The 16,609-nt window shown below is 65.2% G+C and carries 13 protein-coding genes, 1 tRNA gene and 3 pseudogenes; 10 read left to right on the forward strand and 7 right to left on the reverse strand.

From position 1 onward, the window contains the following. Positions 1-30: 30 nt before the first annotated feature. Positions 31-797, reverse strand: a pseudogene (locus tag ROSELON_RS17000) (NAD kinase). Positions 798-1,048: 251 nt separating this feature from the next. On the opposite strand from ROSELON_RS17000, the gene glyA reads away from it, so the two are divergent. Both glyA and ROSELON_RS17010 read left to right on the forward strand, forming a co-directional pair. Further along, complete coding sequence (gene glyA / locus ROSELON_RS17005) at positions 1,049-2,344, forward strand: serine hydroxymethyltransferase (protein ID WP_025313485.1); 1,296 nt, start codon at positions 1,049-1,051, stop codon at positions 2,342-2,344. 194 nt (positions 2,345-2,538) lie between these two features. Next, positions 2,539-3,585 (forward strand): fatty acid desaturase, encoded by a 1,047-nt coding sequence (locus ROSELON_RS17010; RefSeq protein ID WP_025313486.1) that lies wholly within the window; start codon positions 2,539-2,541, stop codon positions 3,583-3,585. A 9-nt stretch (positions 3,586-3,594) separates the two neighbouring features. Here the strand turns inward: ROSELON_RS17010 and ROSELON_RS17015 are convergent, their stop codons facing one another. Continuing rightward, entirely contained in the window at positions 3,595-4,170 is a 576-nt protein-coding gene (locus ROSELON_RS17015; RefSeq protein WP_342665308.1) for an NYN domain-containing protein, read from the reverse strand. An 82-nt stretch (positions 4,171-4,252) separates the two neighbouring features. After that, on the reverse strand, positions 4,253-4,834 hold the full coding sequence (locus ROSELON_RS17020) for a TetR/AcrR family transcriptional regulator (protein ID WP_025313488.1): 582 nt from the start codon (positions 4,832-4,834) through the stop codon (positions 4,253-4,255). 104 nt (positions 4,835-4,938) lie between these two features. Between ROSELON_RS17020 and ROSELON_RS17025 the strand changes: the two genes are divergently transcribed. The 7 genes and pseudogenes from ROSELON_RS17025 to ROSELON_RS17975 form a co-directional block, all read left to right on the forward strand. Next, positions 4,939-5,199, forward strand: a complete 261-nt coding sequence (locus ROSELON_RS17025) for a hypothetical protein (protein WP_025313489.1) — start codon at positions 4,939-4,941, stop codon at positions 5,197-5,199. Between the two features lie 86 nt (positions 5,200-5,285). After that, on the forward strand, positions 5,286-6,572 hold the full coding sequence (locus ROSELON_RS17030) for a homoserine dehydrogenase (protein WP_025313490.1): 1,287 nt from the start codon (positions 5,286-5,288) through the stop codon (positions 6,570-6,572). A gap of 4 nt (positions 6,573-6,576) precedes the next feature. Continuing rightward, a complete protein-coding gene (locus ROSELON_RS17035; protein ID WP_025313491.1) occupies positions 6,577-7,263 on the forward strand; it encodes a ceramidase domain-containing protein in 687 nt (228 codons plus the stop codon). 73 nt (positions 7,264-7,336) lie between these two features. After that, positions 7,337-8,302: a class II fructose-bisphosphatase gene (gene glpX / locus ROSELON_RS17040; RefSeq protein ID WP_025313492.1), complete on the forward strand. Its 966-nt coding sequence runs from the start codon at positions 7,337-7,339 to the stop codon at positions 8,300-8,302. Positions 8,303-8,511: 209 nt separating this feature from the next. Further along, complete coding sequence (recJ, locus tag ROSELON_RS17050; protein ID WP_025313494.1) at positions 8,512-10,254, forward strand: single-stranded-DNA-specific exonuclease RecJ; 1,743 nt, start codon at positions 8,512-8,514, stop codon at positions 10,252-10,254. Positions 10,255-10,347: 93 nt separating this feature from the next. Further along, positions 10,348-10,422, forward strand: a tRNA-Glu gene (locus tag ROSELON_RS17055). Between the two features lie 255 nt (positions 10,423-10,677). Next, a pseudogene (locus tag ROSELON_RS17975) lies at positions 10,678-10,872 on the forward strand (transposase); the annotation flags it as partial. 26 nt (positions 10,873-10,898) lie between these two features. On the opposite strand, the pseudogene ROSELON_RS17060 reads toward ROSELON_RS17975, so the two are convergent. Together ROSELON_RS17060 and ROSELON_RS19270 are read right to left on the reverse strand one after the other, a co-directional pair. Then, positions 10,899-12,249 (reverse strand): annotated as a pseudogene (locus ROSELON_RS17060) (IS3 family transposase). 407 nt (positions 12,250-12,656) lie between these two features. Beyond that, on the reverse strand, positions 12,657-12,941 hold the full coding sequence (locus ROSELON_RS19270) for an IS3 family transposase (RefSeq protein WP_198020775.1): 285 nt from the start codon (positions 12,939-12,941) through the stop codon (positions 12,657-12,659). 455 nt (positions 12,942-13,396) lie between these two features. Here ROSELON_RS19270 and ROSELON_RS17075 point away from each other — a divergent pair, with 455 nt between their 5' ends. Beyond that, complete coding sequence (locus ROSELON_RS17075) at positions 13,397-13,822, forward strand: MerR family transcriptional regulator (RefSeq protein ID WP_025313497.1); 426 nt, start codon at positions 13,397-13,399, stop codon at positions 13,820-13,822. Between the two features lie 467 nt (positions 13,823-14,289). Here ROSELON_RS17075 and ROSELON_RS17080 read toward each other — a convergent pair whose 3' ends face one another. Further along, on the reverse strand, positions 14,290-15,228 hold the full coding sequence (locus ROSELON_RS17080) for a 2-oxo acid dehydrogenase subunit E2 (protein WP_245605379.1): 939 nt from the start codon (positions 15,226-15,228) through the stop codon (positions 14,290-14,292). Beyond that, entirely contained in the window at positions 15,176-16,600 is a 1,425-nt protein-coding gene (locus ROSELON_RS17085) for an NAD-dependent succinate-semialdehyde dehydrogenase (protein WP_025313499.1), read from the reverse strand. The genes ROSELON_RS17080 and ROSELON_RS17085 overlap by 53 nt, the downstream gene beginning before the upstream one ends. Positions 16,601-16,609 lie beyond the last annotated feature (9 nt).

Genomic DNA, 16,609 nt, shown 5'->3' on the forward strand with positions numbered 1-16,609 from the left:
TCTGATCGCTGCGCCAGCGGCCCCCGGCGCTCAGGCGAATTGCTCGCGGATCAGGCGCTCTTCCAAGCCATGGCCCGGATCGAACAGGATGCGATGCGCGACCTCGGGTTCGGACCGGATCTCGACCGAGGTGACATTGCTGACCGCCCGGCTGTCGGCATCCGCCATGACCGGGCGCTTGTCGGCGTCCAGAACCTCGATCCGCACCACCGCACTTTTGGGCAAGAGGGCGCCGCGCCAGCGCCGCGGCCGAAAGGCCGCGACCGCCGTCACCGCCAGCACATCGGACCCGATGGGCAGGATCGGGCCATGGGCCGAATAGTTGTAGGCGGTCGAGCCGGCGGGCGTGCAGACAATCGCGCCATCGCAGACCAGTTCCTCCATCCGCAACCGCCCGTCCACGTAGATCTTGAGCTTGGCCGCCTGCGGACCGGCGCGCAGAAGGCTGACCTCGTTTATGGCCAGCGCTTCGTGTTTGGTGCCGTTCGTCGCGATGGCGCTCATGTGCAGCGGGTTGATGACCTCTTCCTCTGCCGCCTCGAGCCGGTCGATCAAGGCCTCTTCGCGGTATTCGTTCATCAGGAACCCGACCGTGCCGCGGTCATGCCATAGACCGGGGCCTCGATGTTCTGTGTCGCGTGCAGCGTGGCGAGCATGAAACCATCGCCACCCAGCGCCACGATCACGTCGGCGTCTTCCGGGGGAAAACTGCCGTAGAACGCCTCGAGCCGGCGCTTGGCCTCCTGCGCGAGGGCGGTGTCCGAGGCCAGGAAGGCGATATTGCGGGCCGCGGGCATGGCCACCTCCGGGTTGCGGCCCAGCGGGGCCGGTTTGGCGGCGACCATCGCGCGCGCGCCCCCGAAACTCAATCCCGCATTGGGCCCGCATCGCAGGCGCGCGCGGCGGTTTGCCCCACGATCTGCCGCCCCCGCGTCATTTATCGCCGCTTTCCACCCTTCCCCGTGCCAGTCCCATGCCCTAAACCAACGGGCAACCGGTCGTGCCCGCCGGCATGGCTCCGCTGCCACCCCTCGAAAGGAGGACGCCAATGAACGCCTCTCACCGTGACGAAGGCTTTTTCACCGAAAGCCTCGAAACCCGCGACGCCGAGATCTTCGACGCCATCCGCAAGGAACTGGGCCGCCAGCGTGACGAGATCGAACTGATCGCCAGCGAGAACATCACCTCTGCCGCCGTCATGGAGGCGCAGGGATCGGTCATGACGAACAAGTATGCCGAGGGGTATCCGGGGCGCCGCTACTATGGCGGGTGCCAATTCGTCGATATTGCCGAGAACCTCGCCATCGAGCGGGCGAAACATCTGTTCAACTGCGGTTTCGCCAATGTGCAGCCGAACTCGGGGTCGCAGGCCAATCAGGGCGTGTTCACGGCGCTGCTGCAACCGGGCGATACGATCCTCGGCATGTCGCTCGATGCGGGCGGGCACCTGACCCATGGCGCCAAGCCCAACCAGTCGGGCAAGTGGTTCAACGCCATCCAGTACGGTGTGCGCGAAAGCGATCTGGAAATCGACTATGACCAGATCGCGGCCCTTGCGGCCGAGCATCAGCCCAAGATGATCATCGCCGGCGGCTCGGCCATTCCGCGGATCATCGATTTTGCCCGCATGCGCGAGATTGCCGACTCGGTGGGGGCCTATCTGCTGGTGGACATGGCGCATTTCGCGGGCCTCGTGGCGTCGGAACACTACCCCTCGCCCTTCCCGCACGCGCATGTCGCCACGACCACGACGCACAAGACGCTGCGCGGGCCGCGTGGCGGCATGATCCTGACCGATGACGAGACCATCGCGAAAAAGGTCAACTCGGCCATCTTCCCCGGCATTCAGGGCGGGCCGCTGATGCATGTGATCGCGGGCAAGGCCGTGGCCTTTGGCGAGGCATTGCGCCCCGAGTTCAAGGATTACCAGACGCAGGTCATCAAGAACGCGCAGGCGCTGGCCGATCAGCTGATGCAGGGCGGTCTGGATATCGTCACCGGCGGCACCGACACGCATCTGATGCTGGTCGATCTGCGCCCCAAGGGCGTCAAGGGCAACGCCACCGAAAAGGCGTTGGGGCGCGCGCACATCACCTGCAACAAGAACGGCATCCCCTTTGACACGGAAAAGCCGATGATCACCAGCGGCATCCGTCTGGGCAGCCCGGCGGGCACCACCCGCGGCTTCACCGAGGCCGAGTTCCGCCAGATCGGCACCTGGATCACCGAGGTGGTCGACGGCCTGGCCGCGAACGGTGAAGACGGCAATGCCACCGTCGAAGACAAGGTGAAAGCCGAGGTCCTCGAGCTTTGCGGTCGGTTCCCGATCTACCCCAACCTCTGATCCCGAGTTGGAGGGCAACGCCCCGGTCGCCCGATTGCGAACGCGCAAATCGCCGCCCACGCCGCTGCGTCGGGCGGCGATTTCTTGCAGGTGTTACAAAGCCATGGCATTTTCGTCGGACAGGGGTGGGCCCAGGTGAGGGAGGTTGGGTCCTGCGCCCCGCGATGACCTGATCTTGGACCGAGACCGGACATATGCACGCTGCTTCGCCCACCCGCCCGCAGATCACGCCCGAGTACCGACAGGAGGCCGAGCGCGAGATCCGCGCCTTTGTGCGCGACTGGACGGCCCGCGACGACCGTATCGCGAGCCTCAGCTATTTCGGCACTTTCATTGTGTATTTCCTGACGCTTTGGGCAGCGGTGGCAGCCTGGCCAAGCTGGTGGCTGGTGGCCGCTTTGGTGGTGGTGAATGCCTTTGCCGGGGTGCGCCTATACGTCCTGCAGCATGATTGCGGGCACGGATCGCTCTTCACCTCGACGCGGGCCAACGACCTGGCCGGGCACGTGCTGTCGATCTTCACCCTGACCCCCTATCGGGTGATGAAGCATAACCACAATCAGCACCATTCCCATCTGGGCAATCTGGATGAACGCGATACGACCGAGATTCTGACGCTGACCCTGCGCGAGTGGCAGGCGGCCGGCCCGTGGCGGCGGCTTTACTATCGGCTCTACCGCAATCCCTTCATCATGATCCCGATCGGCGGGCTGTTCACCTATGTGCTGGCCTATCGCTGGCCCAAGAACGCCGGGCGGATCGATGCGGCGGGCGTGCTGCTGCACAACCTGGGCCTTGTGGGCTGGGTCGGTCTGCTGTGGGGGCTGGGCGGATGGCCCGCGCTGGCGATCTATGCCGGGACGGTCTTTGTCGCCGGATGCCTCGGGGTGTTCCTGGTGTATTTGCAGCACAATTTCGAGGATACGTGGTGGGATCGCAAACCCGACCTCAACCCGGCGCGCGCGGCCTTGCAGGGGTCGTCGGCGCTGGATCTGGGCTGGTGGTTCGACCTGGCGGTCGCCAACATCACCTATCACGACATCCACCATTTCAACGCCAACATCCCCAGCTATCGCCTGCGCGCCTGTCACCGCGCACTGCGCCGGAAATACGAGGTACAGACCATCGGCTGGGCCGAGGCGCTGCGGTCATTCACATTGAAGCTGTGGGACGAGGAACAGCAGCGTCTCGTCCCCTTCCCGCGCGAGAGGCGCCGCGGGGCGGTGCCCGGCGGCGCCTGACGGCCCGCCTCAGGCCCGGCGCTTGCCCCCAGACGCCCCGCCATCGGGCGGGTCGAGATCGAGCCAAAGCTGCCCGCCGGAATAACCGCCCCGCACAAGGAAACCGGGCTGCCGGATCTGCGGGAACTCTGCGGCCCAATCCCTGTAGCGGTCGTTCGACACGACACGGGCGGTCATGTCCGACGCCGCCCGCAAGATCGTGGGGTCCGCCGGCGTGCCCTTATCCACCACCATGACCCGATCACGCGGCAGGCCGAGCAGCTTTTCAAACGCGTGGTCATGCTGGTAGCGGCCGGACAGCAGGTAGCCGGCATTGGCGTCGAAAACGACACCCGGCGTGAAGCCGCGGCGCTCGAGATGACGGACGACCTCTTGCACCGGGTCAAGGCGCGGCGTTCCATCCGCCCAATGCATGACGTTCGAGCCGTCGATGACGATGTAGCCCGCCTTGCCAGCGCCCCCCGGGCGGCGGCGCACGCCCCAGCCCCGCAGCAACAGGAACAGGCTTGCCAAGGCAGACGGGCCCGTGATCAGAACAAGGTCGGACAACCCCGGCAAAACGAGCGCGGCGGCGAGGCCAGCCAAGGACAAGACAAGCAAAAACAAAGGCACAATCATGCGTTTGGCGTAGCGAACGGGCGATCATCCGCCAAGCCGCATCATTGTCTCAGGCGGCCACCGCCTTGCGCACCATGTCCCAGTAGATGCCCGCAACCGCCGCGCGGTCCAGACGGCCGCCCTCGCGATACCAGGTGGTGACACCCGTCAGCATGGCGATCAGCGCCATCGTGGCCAGCTTGGTATCGGGCACCGCGAAATCCCCGGCCTGTTGACCTGCGCGCAGGATCGCCTCGAGCCGGTCCTCGTAATCCCGGCGCAACCCTTCGATCACCGCGAAATTTTCGGGCGTGAGATTACGCAATTCCATATAGGCGATGAACACCAACTCGGGGCGGTCGAGGTGAAACCGGATGTGGTGGCGCACGAAATCCTCGAGCTGCGCCACCGGGGCGGCATCGGGCGCGCGCCAGTCGGCCAGCAATTCCTCCAGATGGTCGCGCATCAGTTCGAACAGCAGCGCCTGCTTGTCGGGCGTGTACAGATACAGCGCCCCCGCCTGCACGCCGACCTCGGCCGCGATCTGGCGCATGGACACGGCCGCGAAGCCGTGGCGTGCAAACAGGCGCAGCGCCGCAGCGCGCACCTTGGGGCCGGTTATGTCGGCGTGAGAGCCCTGTTTTCGTGCCATGCACCCATGATTATCTGAACGCACGTTCAATTCAACCACGCCGACGGGTGCGCCGCGCCGCTGCGCGCTGGACTTGGCCGGTCGCTTGGGGTTACGTGTGAGCCATGCGCTTGCGTTCGACCCTTGCCCTGATTTCTGCGCTGGCCCTTGCGGCCTGCTCCAGCGGCATGCCCGATCTCGACCAGCGTATCACGCAGACCTCGCGCGATGCTCCCTACCCCACGCTTGTGCCCCTTGGCCCGCTGCTGGCGCAGGTCGACGCGCTGCTGCCACGTCGCGCCGCCGCAGAGGGTCAGAGCCTCGAGGCCCGCGCCGCCGATCTGCGCCGCCGCGCCGCGCAATTGCGCCGCATGTCGATCTCCTGATCGGGCGCAACCCGCGCGTTGAACCCCGTCTGCGAAGCGGCTAACAGATGCGGGACCACGCCAAACAGTTTTTCGGAGAGCCCCCAATGACCGACCCTATCCGCCTTGGCATCGCGGGGCTTGGCACCGTGGGCGCCGGTGTCGTGAAAATCGTCCAGCGTCAGGCCGATCTTCTGGCCGCCCGCTGCGGCCGCCCGATCAAGGTCACGGCCGTCTCGGCCCGTTCCCGCGACAAGGATCGCGGTGTTTCGTTGAACCCCTATGCCTGGGAAGACGACCCCGTCGCGCTGGCGCGTCGTGCGGATGTGGATGTGTTCATCGAATTGATGGGCGGGTCCGACGGCCCGGCCAAGGCCGCGACCGAGGCCGCATTGGCCGCCGGCAAGCATGTCGTGACCGCCAACAAGGCCATGCTGGCCCATCATGGGCAGGCACTGGCCCTCGCCGCCGAGGAGGCCGGCCTGGCCCTGCGCTACGAGGCCGCCGTGGCCGGCGGCATCCCGGTCATCAAGGCCCTGCACGAGGGGCTTGCAGGCAACGCGATCACCCGCGTGATGGGCGTGATGAACGGCACCTGCAACTACATCCTGACCCGGATGGAACTGGCGGGCCTGAGCTATGACGAGGCTTTCGCCGAAGCCGACGGTCTTGGCTATCTCGAGGCCGACCCCGAACTGGACGTGGGCGGCATCGACGCCGGTCACAAGCTGTCGATCCTGGCCTCGATCGCCTTTGGCACGCAGGTGGCCTTTGACGACATGACGCTCGAGGGGATCGGGCGCATCTCGATCGACGATATCCGACAGGCGGGCGATCTGGGCTACAAGATCAAGCTTCTGGGCGTGGCGCAGATGACCGGGCGCGGGTTGGAACAGCGCATGACCCCGTGCCTCGTCCCCGCAAGCTCGCCCCTGGGTCAGCTTCAGGGCGGCACGAACATGGTCGTGATCGAGGGCGACGCCGTCGAGCAGATCGTCCTGCGCGGCCCCGGCGCGGGCGAAGGCCCCACGGCCAGTGCCGTAATGGGCGATGTGTGCGATATCGCGCGCGGCATCATCCTGCCCGTCTTTGGCCAGCCGGCCAGCAGCCTGAAACACGCGCCCGCCGCAATGGCCGAAGCCCCCGAAAGCTATTATCTGCGCATGGAATTGCTGGACAAACCCGGTGCGCTGGCCAAGGTGGCCACGGTCCTTGGAGACAGCGGCATTTCGATTGACCGGATGCGCCAATACGACCATTCCGGCGAGAATGCCCCGGTCCTGATCGTCACCCACAAGACGACGCGCGGCGATCTGGATGCCGCCCTGTCGGCCTTGCCCGGGACGGGCGTGATGGTGGGCGATCCGGTCGCCCTGCGCATCGTGGACCTGTAACCCGATGGACTGGCTGGCCCCCGTCGACATCTATTGTGAACGGGTCGGCACAGCCTTTTGGGCCGAGCCCTGGAATGCGTGGTCGAACCTCGCCTTTATCGCCGCCGCGATCTGGGGCGGCCTGACCGCGCGGCGGTTGGGGGTGACGCATTGGGTGGCCTGGCTGCTGATCGTGCTGGCCGGTTTGATCGGGATCGGATCCTTCCTGTTTCACACCTTTGCCAACACGTGGTCCGCGCTGGCCGATGTCGTGCCGATCTGGACATTCGTCGCGACCTTCGTTCTGGCCGGGATGCGCTATATCGGCGGCATGACGCCGGCGCGGGTGGCCGGTGTCTCGCTGGCCGTCGTTGTGGGTGCCGTGCTGATCGCGCGTCTGGCCATGGGCGAGGGCAGCGCCGCGCCTGCGGGACCGGACCCGTTGAACGGCTCGGCCCAATACGCCCCGGCCCTGCTGGCGCTGGCGACCTTTGCCTTCCTGACATGGCGCTGGACCCATCCGGCAGCGCCGTGGCTGTTGGCGGCCACGGCGGTGTTTGTCCTGTCGCTCGTGTTGCGCACGATCGATCGCGACCTGTGCGATGCGGTGCCGCTTGGCACGCATTTCCTGTGGCACGCCCTGAATGGGCTGATGATCGGGCTGCTGTTGCAGATGCTGCTGCGCACCGGTGGTCTGAGGCCGGCGCGTTAGCGCACCCATCCTTGCCCCTATGGGCCCCGGCGGGTAAGTGCGAAGGCAAGCAGTTTTCACGCAAGGAACTCCCATGTCGCATCCCGTAGATTTCACTGACCGCATGCTGTCACTGGGCCTGGCCCGCGTGTCCGAGGCCGCGGCCATTGCCTCGGCCGACTGGGTCGGACGCGGCGACGAGAAGGCCGCGGACCAGGCCGCCGTGAACGCCATGCGCGAACAGTTGAACAAGTTGGAGATCCAGGGGGTCGTCGTGATCGGCGAGGGCGAGCGTGACGAGGCGCCGATGCTCTATATCGGGGAAGAGGTGGGCGAAGGCCGCGGACCCGCCGTGGATATCGCGCTCGACCCGCTGGAAGGCACGACACTGACCGCCAAGGACATGCCGAACGCCCTGACCGTGATCGCCATGGGGCCGCGCGGCACGATGCTGCACGCGCCCGATGTCTACATGGACAAGCTGGCGATCGGCCCCGGTTTTCCCGAAGGCGTGGTCAATCTTGAGATGTCGCCGGGCGAGCGTGTGCGCGCCCTTGCCGAGGCGCGCAGCTGCGCCCCCTCGGACATCACCGTCTGCGTGCTGGAACGCCCCCGCCATGCCGAGATGATCGCCGAGATCCGGGACACCGGCGCGGCGATCCGCCTGATCACCGACGGCGACGTGGCCGGCGTGATCCATTGCGCCGAGGCCGAAATCACCGGCATCGACATGTATATGGGCCAGGGCGGCGCGCCCGAGGGGGTTCTGGCCGCAGCGGCCCTGAAATGCATGGGCGGTCAGATGTGGGGTCGGCTGTTGTTCCGCAACGACGATGAACGCGGCCGCGCGGCCAAGGCCGGGATCACCGACCTCGACCGCGTCTATGCCCGCGACGACATGGTGACCAGCGATGTGATCTTTGCCGCCACGGGCGTGACCGATGGCTCGATCCTGCCCGGCATCCGGCGCGAGCCGACCTATCTGCAGACCGAGACGATCCTGATGCGCTCCAAGACCGGGTCCGTCCGGCGCATGGTGTATCGCAACCCCAAGCGCTGAGGCATGGCGGCCGCACCGATCGTGATCGACAAGCAAACTGGCTGCGTCAGGCCGGTCAGGGGGCCGAACACCGCGCCACGCGCGGCCATATCTTGCCTGCGCCCGATTGCTACGGATGGCCTTGTCATGGGGCCGCCCATCACACCGCGGCCTGTCGACATCGGGCCCGATGCCCGGCTGATCAACCCTCTTCTGCCGGACAGCGCCCGATGAGCGCGTTTCTGGGTGTCGAAACCTCGCTGACCGGGCGTCGCTGGGTCGGACCGGGGGTCGAGGCAGAGCGCCTTGCCGCCGCCTTGACCCAGAGGGCTGGGCTGGAGCCGCCGATTGCCGCCGTTCTGGCGCGGCGCGGCGTCCCCCCCGAGGAGGCCACGGCCTTCCTCGCCCCTGCCCTGCGGGATCTGTTGCCAGATCCGATGATCCTGAAAGACATGGGCCCAGCGGCCGAGCGGCTGCTGGCCGCGCTGCGCGGACGCGAAAGGATCGCGATTTTCGCCGATTACGATGTCGATGGAGGGGCCTCGGCCGCCCTTTTGGTCGGCTGGCTGCGCGAGATGGGGCTGGGCGCGACGCTCTATGTCCCCGACCGGATCGACGAAGGTTATGGGCCGAATGCACCGGCCATGGCGGCGCTGGCCCGCGATCACGATCTGATCGTCTGCGTGGATTGCGGAACGCTGTCGCACGGGCCGATCGCCGCCGCCACAGGGGCGGATGTGATCGTGCTGGACCATCATTTGGCTGCGGCCGATCTGCCCGATTGCGTCGCCGTGGTGAACCCCAATCGGCAGGACGAAACCGGCGATCTGGGGCATCTGTGTGCTGCCGCTGTCGTCTTCCTCGTGCTGGTCGAGTTGAACCGCCGTCTGCGCCAGTCGGGTGTGACAGGCCCCAACCTGATGGCAATGCTGGATCTCGTGGCGCTGGCCACGGTGGCCGATGTCGCCCCCCTGACCGGCGTGAACCGCGCCTTTGTCCGCCAGGGGCTGGTGGTCATGGCGCGCCGGGAACGGCCCGGCCTTGTGGCTCTGTCCGATGTCGCCCGGCTGGACCGGCCGCCGACATCCTATCACCTCGGTTTCGTTCTTGGGCCACGCGTGAATGCCGGCGGCCGGATCGGCCAGGCGGATTTGGGCGCGCGCCTGCTGTCCACAGCCGACCCGACCGAGGCGGCCGCCTTGGCCAAGCGCCTGGACGACCTCAACAGCGACCGCCGCGAGATCGAAGCGCGCGTGCGCGAGGCCGCGCTGGCCCAGGCCGCGGACCGCGGCCTCGATGCGCCGCTAGTCTGGGCCGCCGAGGATGGCTGGCACCCCGGCGTGGTCGGCATTGTCGCCAGTCGCCTCAAGGACCACACGCACCGACCGGCCATCGTGATCGGGTTCGAGGGCGACGCGGGCAAGGGATCGGGCCGGTCGGTGTCCGGTGTGGATCTTGGCGCCTCGATCCAGCGTCTTGCCGCCGAAGGCCTGATCGAAAAGGGCGGCGGGCACAGGATGGCCGCCGGCCTGTCCCTGACCCGCGCACAGTTGGAGCCGGCGATGGACCGCTTGAGCGCCCTTCTGGACAAGCAAGGCGCCCGGAGGGGCGGCGCCGGCGATCTGCGCCTCGATGGTGTCATGATGCCCGTCGCCGCATCGCCCGAACTGATCGAGAAGATCGAAACGGCCGGACCGTTCGGCGCAGCCGCACCTGCGCCCAGATTTGCCTTTCCCGCCATGCGTATCCGCATGACCCGCCCGGTCGGCGAGGGCCATCTCAAGCTCGCCTTCTCGGACGGCGGCCCCGGCAGCCTCGAGGCGATCTGCTTTGACGCGCATCGCCTGGGCCTTGACGTCTTGCAATCGCACACGGGCCGCGGCGTACACCTGGCGGGTCGCGTCGAACTCAACCACTGGAACGGACGGGCCCGCGTGCAACTGAGATTGGAAGACGCGGCTTGGGCGGACTGAGCTGAAGACCGACCGAAGAAATCCGTGTCGAGATGCGAAGAATCCCCTTGCACCCTCGGCACAGTTTTCTTAAACACCGCGCACATCAAGCGTGGCCCGTTCGTCTATCGGTTAGGACGCCAGGTTTTCAACCTGGAAAGAGGGGTTCGATTCCCCTACGGGCTGCCACCAACTTTCCACAATGCACTGTATTATAAGAAAAACGCTGAGGAAGGTTTCGAGCCAACCCACATTTTGCCCAACTTCCCGTTTCCGGTGCGACCTTCTGTCCTTGCTTCCCTGGCTCGAAACCTCGGGCCAGTCACATGGCAAATGGAGGAACCCATGCCGCTTGACCTGCAACATGTCACCGCCCGCCTAGGGTCAGGACCCATTGATTTCCGCGTAAGGACGTGGTTCACGGGTCGAAACCAAGCGGTGAACATGTCTGATCTTTTCTGGCTTACGGACGCGCAGATGGCGCGCCTCTAACCCTTCTTCCCGAAGTCCCACGGCAAACCACGTGTCGATGACCGGCGCGTGTTGAGCGGCATTATCTTCATCAATCGCAATGGCTTACGATGGCGGGATGCGCCGGTAGCCTATGGCCCTCACAAGACGCTCTATAACCGTTGGAAGTGACCTGCCCCCCGGTGGTCCCTCGTTCATAACGAGGGTCTGCGGGTTTGATTTTGATAGTCATGGGTTTCGGCTTGGGCAAGCGCGCCGGGCGCGGAGCCCTCAAATTGCTCAAGCGCTCGGCGCGCTTGCAGTGGCGTCTGGTTTCCGAGCGACGAATGCGGCCTGACGGCGTTGTAGTCATATCGCCATAGCGCCAGCTTTCGCCGGGCATCGTCCAAGGTGTCAAAGATCTTCTCGTTCAACAGCTCGTCGCGCAGGCTGCCGTTGAACGACTCGATAAAGGCGTTCTGCTGCGGTTTCCCAGGGTCGATGTAATGCCACGGCACATCGTTCTGGTCGGCCCATCTCAGGATGGCCCGGCTTGTGAACTCCGTCCCGTTATCACTGACGATGCAACTTGGTTTTCCGTAGACCCGCACCAGTGCATCCAGCTCGCGGGCGGTCGCCATTGATCGCGCCATTGGTCCGAGCGACAATGGCGACGGCTCCCGAGATACTGGTGTCAGCCATCAGGCACAGGTTTTCGCGGCAGCAATCGTCGATCACCGCCAGGATGCGGAACTTGCGTGAAGCACCGAAGCTGTCCGACAGAAAGTCCAGCGACCAGCGCGCATTTGGGCGCGCCGCCCCCGGCATCGGTGTGCGTGTGCCGCGGGCCCGCTTGCGGCCACGTCGTCGCTTCACCGATAGCCCTTCCTCCCGATAGAGCCGATACAGCTTCTTGTGCCCTCTCACACATGCAAGCATGTGTTGCCGGGTGACAGTGTCATGATCATGCCCTTGCGTTCGAGCAGGACGCCGATCCGACGATAGCCGAACCGACGCCGCTTGCCGGCGATCTCCTGCATCTCCTTGCGGACCTCGGGGCAATCCCCCTCTCGTGCATTTTCAATGCACTGCCGGTCAGTGGACGGGCGTTCGCGCCGGACCGTCTTGGGATCGACACCGACAAGCCGGCAGGCCCCCTCTCGGCAGAATTGCTACGCAATTCGCCTGCCGGGCAACGCAGCGCTGCGAGATGTCGTGATCCCGCATCGTTCTGAGAGCTGCCTCTCGCCGCTTGGTCGTTCGCCATTGTCGCTCGGACCAATGGCGCGCAATGGCTCACCGTCAGCTCTTTCCCAGAAGATCTTTCAGGACCACGTTGTCGAGCATAGTATCGGCCAGCAGGCGCTTCAGCTTGGCGTTCTCGTCCTCCAGCGCCTTCAGCCTGGCAGCCTCGGACACCTCCATGCCGCCATACTTGGACTTCAGCTTGTAGAACGTGGCCGGACTCAGCCCGTGCCGGCGGCATACCTCCGCCGTCGGCATGCCTGCCTCCTTTTCCTTGATCATCCCGATAATCTGCGCCTCGGTGAAACGGCTCTTTCGCATTCGTCTGCTCCTTCAAGGTTGGGCAGACTCTACATCACGGTGAGGGATTTCGCGGGGGGCAGGTCACTTGCCGGCAGCCTTCTTGTCTCCGGCACCGAGAGCGATGCACTGCCGGTCCACTCTTTTGCGACCGTGGATCCGAGGCATCAAGCGCACGCAAATCCGCTTGCTCACCTTCGCATCGATCACCGGGTTTTACCCCGGTGCGCGAGGTATCTTGCTATCCCATCGGTTTGCGCAGTGATGAGCGGGCAATCTTTCGCCGGATCAGCCGCACTCCAACCCTCATGCCGGACAAGACCTTTGCATGATGCACGCGCGGTCAGCTGCGCCCAGCCTTCGCCCATCTGTTTGCCGCCACGAGCTTCGTTCACGCCGTCACCCAGCCTCGCAACGACCCGCCTTCCCTACCCCGCGTCCCTGTCTTTCCGCGCGGCCTCCAGCCCCATCTCGATGAGCTTGCGTATGGCTTCGGTCTCGCTGTCGATGCGCTCATGCTCGGTGTAGAGCCGATACGTGCGCTTGTGGTTCATGACCAGGCCTTCGCGTCGCAACATGGCGTGCAGGCGCAGATAGCCGTAGCGTCGGTTCTCAGACGCCAATTCCTTCATGCGCTTGATCGCCGCCTCATCGTCCTTTGGCAGTGGTTGGTACTGCTGCACCGACCGCGCCAAGCCGACAAGGCGCATCATGCGGCAGTAAAAACCCTGCGAGATAGGAGACCGCGATAATCGCCCCGGACCCCCAGAGCAGCCAGTCGATGCGGCGCCATGCAGCCGCGCCCGCATCGGACGAGGGGCCGGCAGCAAGACGATGCCGTCGTCGCGGTCGTTCCGCCGCAGCAGGAGGCGACGGCAGTGTCGCCACCCCTGCAGCAGGAAGCTGCCCGCGCGGAGGCCGGCCGCGGCGGCGGATTGCCCGGCAAAACGAAGCCGTCAGTATCGCAGGTCGAGGCCCGGGCGCTTGCCGTCAGGCTGTTGTCGTTCATGTCGCCGTCTCCGTTATCTGCCCGGCAGATAGGACCTCCAGCAACTGTAGGTTCAAGAGAGCGTTTCGGTTTTTTCGCCAACGACGCGCTATCACAATTGAGACCTTGCTGCGGGGTATCCGCAAACCTACAATTGCTGTAGAACTCAGGGGGGGCCACATGCTCGCCATCGGCACGCTCGCCAAGCGCACCGGCACCAAGGTTCAAACCATCCGTTACTACGAGCAGATCGGGCTCATGCCCGATCCGGGGCGGACCGAAGGCGGGCAGCGGCGCTACGACCAAGCCGAGCTTGACCGGCTCGCCTTCATCCGGCACGCGCGCCAGTTGGGCTTCACGCTCGAAGTTATCCGTGAACTGCTGGATCTCTCCGACAACCCCTCCCGTTCCTGCGCCGAGGTGGATGTCATCGCGCATCGCCATCTCAAGGAGGTCGAGGCTCGGATCGCCCGGCTGGAGGCGCTACGCAAGGAACTGAAGCGCATGCTGCGGGAGTGCCGCCGGGACACCGTCTCCGATTGCCGGGTTCTCGAAGTCCTGCGCGACCATGGCGCCTGCCTCGCCAACCACGACACGGGCGCCTGACATGTCGGCCGCCGTGATCTACCCGCTGGCCGCGCTGGCCGAGATTGCAGGCTGGTTCGCCGTGTGTCGCTGCACGACCCTCGAAAATTCTGCGCGGTGCATGGACGTCCGCTTTGGTGAAGCTGCGATGCGGCAACGAACACGTACGCGAGCGGCAGGTCTGGGTCGCAATGCGCCACGGCGGTGACATCGAGAGGGGCCGTAAGGTGCCAGAGCCTTGACCGGGAGAGCGAGGGCAGAAGAGCGGTCGTTCGCTGCGCTAGCCATAAAGCATGATCAATTTGCGCGAGGCTGCCATCCACAAAAGAAAACCGTGGCACCGTCATTTTATCTCGCGACGCGTTCGTTCCTCAGTTTGGCCCGATCGAGACATGTCCTCAGGACCTGCCCCCATTCGCCCCAAAAGTGTGCGAAGTACGCTTCTGCTTTGAAATCAGAGAGACCTCCAATTCAAGGATTGCTCTCGATCAAACCAGCAGCAACCGCGGATCGGCGATGAAACCGGCGTATCGCGAAAGGAATTTCGCGGCATCGGCGCCATTGATCACGCGATGATCGTAGGACAGGTCGAGGGGGACCATTGGCACAGGACGCGGCCCATCTTCCTCCCAAACCGTCACCGTCTCGGTGCGTGTGATGCCGAGGATGGCCACCTCGGGCGGATTGACGATAGGTGTAAAGGCCGTTCCCCCGATGCCGCCGAGGTTCGATATCGTCATCGATGCGCCGCCCATTTCGTCCGGGCCGATCTTTCGCGATTGCGCACGCGCGGCCAAATCCGCGATTTCGGTCGAGATCTGCCACAGACCCTTGCGATCGGCATCGCGGATCACCGGGACCATCAGGCCGTGCGGCGTGTCCACGGCGATGCCGATGTGAACGTAGTCCTTCAGGATCAGCCTTTCACCATCTGCCGACAGCGACGCGTTGAACCTCGGAAATTCCCGAAGCGTGCGCGCCAAGGCGGCAACGTGGAATGCCAGAGCCGTCAGTTTCACCGACCGAGCGCGTGCCTCGGCTTTCCACGCGCTGCGCAGATCCTCGATAGCCGAAACATCGGCGCGGTCGTGATGGGTCACCGCCGGGATGAGCGTTTGCGCCGCTGCGAGATTGCGCGCCGCCACCTGCGCAAAGCGGCTCATCGGCTCTTCGGTCACGGGTCCGTATTGGGCGTGATCGACATCCCAATAGGACGTGTCTCCGGACACTGAAGGGGCCGGCGCGCCGTCAAGGTCCTCTGGTCCGATGGTCGTGCGGCCGAGCTTGCGCGCATGTGCTTCGAGGTCGACACCCTTTTGCAGGGCAAGCTTGCGGGTCGATGGGCTGGCGGAGATGTCGCTCATGCGATCGGCCTCACCATTCTGCCGAGATGTACTGGGTCTCCATGAACTCCAGCATGCCTTCATGGCCACCTTCGCGCCCAAGGCCCGATTGCTTGGTGCCCCCGAACGGTGCGGCCGGGTCGCTGACCAGCCCACGGTTCAGACCCACCATGCCATAGTCCAGTTTCTCGCAGACCTGCATGGCGCGTTTGAAGTCGTCGCTGAAGACATAGGCGACAAGCCCGTATTCGGTGTTATTGGCGCGGCGGATCGCATCCTCTTCATCGGCAAAGGTCTGAATCGCCGCGACCGGGCCAAAGATCTCGTCCTGGACGCAATCGGCGGTCTCCGGCACGTTCGAGAGGACGGTCGGCGGGTAGAAGTAGCCCGGCCCGTTCGGCACCGTGCCGCCGCATTCCAGCTTGGCCCCTTTCGCCAGCGCATCCGAGACGAACTCGGCCACCTTGTCGCGCGTATCGGCATTGACCAAGGGGCCGACATCGACCGAGGGATCGGTGCCATCGCCCACCTTGAGCGCCGACATGCGTTGGGACAGTTTGGCGGTGAAGGCCTCGGCCAGATCCTCATGAACGTAGATGCGGTTCGCGGCGGTGCAGGCTTCGCCCAGATTGCGCATCTTGGCCAGCATGGTGCCGTCGATGGCTGTGTTCATGTCAGCGTCTTTCAGCACCAGAACGGGCGCGTTGCCGCCCAGCTCCATCGCCGGTTTCAGCACCTGATCGGCTGCGGATTTCAGCAGTTTGCGTCCCACCCCGGTCGAGCCGGTGAAGCTGACCACGCGGACCCGTGGGTCGTGAAGCATGTGGTCGACAAGCGCGCCGGTCTTTTTCGAGGGCAGGACGTTGACGAGGCCCTTGGGCACGCCGGCCTCTTCCAGCAGGGGCATCAGCGCCAGCATGGTCAGCGGCGTTTCCGAGGCTGGCTTGATGATGACGCCGCAGCCTGCGGCCAAGGCCGGGGCGGTTTTCCGCGTTCCCATCGCGGCGGGGTAGTTCCACGGGGTGACCAGCACGGCCAATCCGGCGGGCTTGTGCTGCACGACAATGCGCGCGCCCGAGGCGGGGGCATGGGTGATCATTCCATCGGCGCGCACGGCCTCTTCCGCGAACCAGCGGAAGAATTCGGCGGCATAGGTCGCCTCGCCCTTGGCATCCGCGCCGGCCTTGCCGTTTTCCAGCGTGATGAGATGGGCGAAATGATCCAGCCGTTCGGTCATCAACTCCCACGCGCGGCGCAACACCTCGGAACGTTCGCGGGGTTTGCGTGCGGCCCAGTCGGCCATGGCGCGTTCGGCCGCATCGAGGGCCGCATCCGCATCGGCGATATCGGCCGAGGCGACCGAGGCCAGCACTTCTTCGGTGGCTGGGTTGATCACGTCGAACCGCTCGGCGCCCTTGCGCCATTCGCCGTCGATATAGAGATCGGTGTAGTCCATGCGTGGCAC

The sequence above is a fragment of the Roseibacterium elongatum DSM 19469 genome, assembly GCF_000590925.1.
In the GTDB taxonomy this organism is placed as follows: Bacteria; Pseudomonadota; Alphaproteobacteria; order Rhodobacterales; family Rhodobacteraceae; genus Roseibacterium; species Roseibacterium elongatum.

Excerpts from the sequence above, each read along its gene's own strand:
- glyA (WP_025313485.1), top strand. The coding sequence starts at position 1,049 with ATGAACGCCTCTCACCGTGACGAAGGCTTTTTCACCGAAAGCCTCGAA.
- ROSELON_RS17010 (WP_025313486.1), top strand. The coding sequence starts at position 2,539 with ATGCACGCTGCTTCGCCCACCCGCCCGCAGATCACGCCCGAGTACCGA.
- ROSELON_RS17020 (WP_025313488.1), bottom strand. The coding sequence starts at position 4,834 with ATGGCACGAAAACAGGGCTCTCACGCCGACATAACCGGCCCCAAGGTG.
- ROSELON_RS17025 (WP_025313489.1), top strand. The coding sequence starts at position 4,939 with ATGCGCTTGCGTTCGACCCTTGCCCTGATTTCTGCGCTGGCCCTTGCG.
- ROSELON_RS17030 (WP_025313490.1), top strand. The coding sequence starts at position 5,286 with ATGACCGACCCTATCCGCCTTGGCATCGCGGGGCTTGGCACCGTGGGC.
- ROSELON_RS17035 (WP_025313491.1), top strand. The coding sequence starts at position 6,577 with ATGGACTGGCTGGCCCCCGTCGACATCTATTGTGAACGGGTCGGCACA.
- glpX (WP_025313492.1), top strand. The coding sequence starts at position 7,337 with ATGTCGCATCCCGTAGATTTCACTGACCGCATGCTGTCACTGGGCCTG.
- recJ (WP_025313494.1), top strand. The coding sequence starts at position 8,512 with ATGAGCGCGTTTCTGGGTGTCGAAACCTCGCTGACCGGGCGTCGCTGG.
- ROSELON_RS19270 (WP_198020775.1), bottom strand. The coding sequence starts at position 12,941 with ATGATGCGCCTTGTCGGCTTGGCGCGGTCGGTGCAGCAGTACCAACCA.
- ROSELON_RS17075 (WP_025313497.1), top strand. The coding sequence starts at position 13,397 with ATGCTCGCCATCGGCACGCTCGCCAAGCGCACCGGCACCAAGGTTCAA.
- ROSELON_RS17080 (WP_245605379.1), bottom strand. The coding sequence starts at position 15,228 with ATGAAGGCATGCTGGAGTTCATGGAGACCCAGTACATCTCGGCAGAAT.
- ROSELON_RS17085 (WP_025313499.1), bottom strand. The coding sequence starts at position 16,600 with ATGGACTACACCGATCTCTATATCGACGGCGAATGGCGCAAGGGCGCC.